The organism is Oceaniferula marina, assembly GCF_013391475.1.
In the GTDB taxonomy this organism is placed as follows: domain Bacteria; phylum Verrucomicrobiota; class Verrucomicrobiia; order Verrucomicrobiales; family Akkermansiaceae; genus Oceaniferula; species Oceaniferula marina.
On record NZ_JACBAZ010000028.1, the window covers coordinates 1 to 3,292 of the forward strand.

General features: G+C 42.7%; 5 protein-coding genes. All 5 read right to left on the reverse strand.

Translation table 11 applies throughout. The annotated features are described in order from the left end of the window. Positions 1-223: 223 nt before the first annotated feature. Complete coding sequence (locus tag HW115_RS19100) at positions 224-619, reverse strand: hypothetical protein (protein ID WP_178935156.1); 396 nt, start codon at positions 617-619, stop codon at positions 224-226. Between the two features lie 741 nt (positions 620-1,360). Next, positions 1,361-1,870, reverse strand: a complete 510-nt coding sequence (locus HW115_RS19105; RefSeq protein ID WP_178935158.1) for a hypothetical protein — start codon at positions 1,868-1,870, stop codon at positions 1,361-1,363. A gap of 53 nt (positions 1,871-1,923) precedes the next feature. Next, positions 1,924-2,442, reverse strand: a complete 519-nt coding sequence (locus HW115_RS19110) for a hypothetical protein (protein ID WP_178935160.1) — start codon at positions 2,440-2,442, stop codon at positions 1,924-1,926. Positions 2,443-2,580: 138 nt separating this feature from the next. Then, positions 2,581-3,012, reverse strand: a complete 432-nt coding sequence (locus HW115_RS19115) for a hypothetical protein (RefSeq protein ID WP_178935162.1) — start codon at positions 3,010-3,012, stop codon at positions 2,581-2,583. A gap of 54 nt (positions 3,013-3,066) precedes the next feature. Beyond that, positions 3,067-3,292: hypothetical protein (locus tag HW115_RS19875; RefSeq protein WP_227021682.1), on the reverse strand; the 226-nt coding region annotated here is incomplete at its 5' end.

The window sequence follows — 3,292 nt, forward strand, 5'->3', positions numbered from 1 at the left end:
CCTCCGGGTTGGGACGGTGATCTGATATTTCGACACTCGTGAGTGACGGAAGTAGGCTCACCGTTCTTACATCCAAAGATCAAACCAACTATTAAGGTGATCAAAGCTATTTGTATTTTCATTTTTTATCGAACGTAAAGCACACCGGCAGCGATCAGGCGCCAATATGCGAATTAAAGATACAATGACGTAAAAGGATTACCTGTCGCAAACTCAACAGCTACTAGCTGTCGGGTGCTGCGACTTGTTCGGTTTGTTTTTCTATCATCTCAATGAACCCTTTAGGTGTAATACCGTGATTCGACCATTCCGTAGGAGTAACCCAAAATGATTCCTTGGTGTCATTGCCCTTAATCAATGTCAGACGATATCTAGGCCTCTCATCTAGTGAGTTGGTGCTGATATGCCTCCAAACAGTCCCTGCCAGATTCTTCGCTACTTCCAGGTCTTCGTCATCTGTAAGAGTAACAATAGGATCCTGGTCTACATCTTTGCTAATATGTATAGCTACAGTATCATCGGAAATTCCAGTCGAAGGGTAGCTTCCATAGACTAAGAACAATAATGCAGCCGTGCAAACAGTGAAGGCAGCAATCGAATAACGCTTGACCAGCTTCATATTTTTTACCGAACGTAAAGAACACCTGCAGATAGTGGGCGGATACTTTACTGTGTGTGAATGGTTTAAATCACCAGAAAAATCTGGCTGATCAGCTACTATCTGTCGGGTGCTTCGACTTGTTCGGCTTGTTTTGTGAACGCTAAGGATTTGCCGATTCGGAACCCATCTGTCTGGGCTATACAAATCACCGTTGTCCAATCAAACAAACCTAAACACGGATCTATTTTTGCCGAACGTAAAGCACACCGGCAGCGATCAGGCGTCGGCATGCGAATTAAAGATACAATGGCGTAGAAAGGTTACCTGTCGCAAACTCGACAGCTACTAGCTGTCGGGTGCTGCGACTTGTTCGGCTTGTTTTGTATTTTGGCTGCAAGTGTGAATGATCTGACTAAATATCCGTGGAATCTTCACTCTTCATACAAACTGCTACAATAATCATACCGATGGCGACAAATAGCAAAACTGGCATCCATAATCCGATGAAATAGATTGCTCCATTCACAATTAATCCGAATACGCCCCAAAAGAAAAGGCGTCCGCGTGTATCTAATGCAATATACCAATTTAGCATGATGTGTTTGATTTATGAGTGCTTATGGGTGTTCTCGGGTAGTGAATGCAAAGGACATGCAATTTTTTGCCGAACGTAAAGTTCACCCGCCGTGATGTAATGGTGGATAAACGGATTAAAGTTTCAATCTTGAGAAACAGAAGTGAAATCTGGCACTTCAGCTACTAACGGTCGGGTGCAACGACTTGTTCTACATTTTTTTGATTAACCCATTGCTGCATACCCCACTTACTTTCTGGCTTACGCCAGGAAATTAAATAATTCGCCACATACATATAAACTTCACCATCAACCTCGAACTTCACGGTAACCTTCCAGCTGCCTATCGAAAAATCATTTCTACGTTCCCCGTGTTTAATCTTTAAAAACGAAAGAAGTTCCCCATGAAAAGACGGAGGACCATCAGGCATAGCTTCAAGATTATATTTATTGCCATCAGGAGCAACGGTTGATGCCTCAATTATCTTCGCGCTCTTAAACTCTCCTCTTAGGCTAAAGTTTACGGCACCTTCAATTTCAGCCATCAATCCAAAAGGAGCTTTCTCAACCTTAGTTTTTTTTGAGGTAAGTTCGCTACTTGTTCGTGTAACTAAATGTAGCAGCTCGACCTCATGAGCTGACAAAGAAGAAGCCAATATAAATAAGCTGAATAATGATATTAGGTGACGATGCATATTTTTTGTAGAACGTAAAGCACACCGGCAGCGATGTACCAGTTACGCAAAGATTAAAGTTTCGATTTTGTAAACCAGCTGAAAAATCTGGCCCAGAAGCTACTAGCTGTCGGGTGCTGCGACTTGTTCGCTTCGTTATTGCTTAATACGCGACATCTAGTCTCAAAACCGCGGTAGTAAAAAGGAAGAAGTGTCTCGGCCTTAGACAGAGAAACGCCAGATTTAATAAGGTAGCCAAATATAATTCTGTCACCATGATAAGCTCCAACCTCGACCTTTTTGACAAAATCTATCCCTTCATCGATTAGGTCAGCTTCTAATTCATCTGCTATAACTCGAGCCTCCTTGCCTCTACTATGTGACTGTGATGGATGCTCCCCTATCCCGATGGAACGTTGCTCCTGCTTTGGTAGCGTATCAATATGTTCCTGAAAAATCTTTTTGCGTGCTTCTGAATAACGCTGGAAATACCGATCACGGACTTCTAAGTTTGGCTCAACTGCCCAGTCATCAGGAAGTCCAATATCTTCATACCGAGCATTCACTTCTGCTATTGTAAGCCATTGTTGCATGTTTTTTTTAGCGAACGTAAAGTTCACCCGCCGTGATGTAATGGTGGATAAACGGATTAAAATTTCAATTCTTTAGAACATTAGCTAAGCCTGACACGGCAGCTACTAACGGTCGGGTGCAACGACTTGTTCGGTCAGTTATTGTTTCTCAGGTGGGAACATCGTCACGCTGTTCAAATCCAGCCGGTACATACCATTAGAAGTGAAAATCGTTAAGTTTGAAGACTCCAACAATTCTTTGTTAATAGCAAAAGTGTATTCAGTTATGGTGCCTTTGATTTCTCCCTGCAAGCTAGCCGATGAAAGTAGCTTAAAACCTTTAGCACTGTAAATCGTCAGGCTAACGCCTAATGTCACGTAATCAGAATCTACATGTAGGACCCCAGTGACGTATTCCCCCTCTTTATGTAAACCTCTAGCATTCAATTTCAGTGTACACTTAACCTGACTAATATTAGTTTCGCCAGTTACACTTCCCTTCACACCCTTAATCTCAGGCGGGTTAAATGATCTGGCCTCTGAAACTACCATTAATAGAATCAAGAATGCAAAAATGTAGTATGGTTTCATTTTTTTTACCGAACGTAAAGATCACCCGCCACGATTAAATGGTTGATGAACGGATTAATAGATTTCTTTTTGAGGAACAGAAACAAAACCTGGCCAGTCAGCTACTAGTGGTCGGGTGCAGCGACTTGTTGGGCAATGTTTTGAGGTGGTCTCCTTTTTGTTGCCAGTAAAAAGTGAGTTTTGTTGATGATTCGCTGATCTAACCTTGGGCTTGGTTTTGCTTGGTTCTCCGTAGCTGGAGAGGTGGAATGGAGGGGCTGGAGCGTAGCGACAGGCCCGG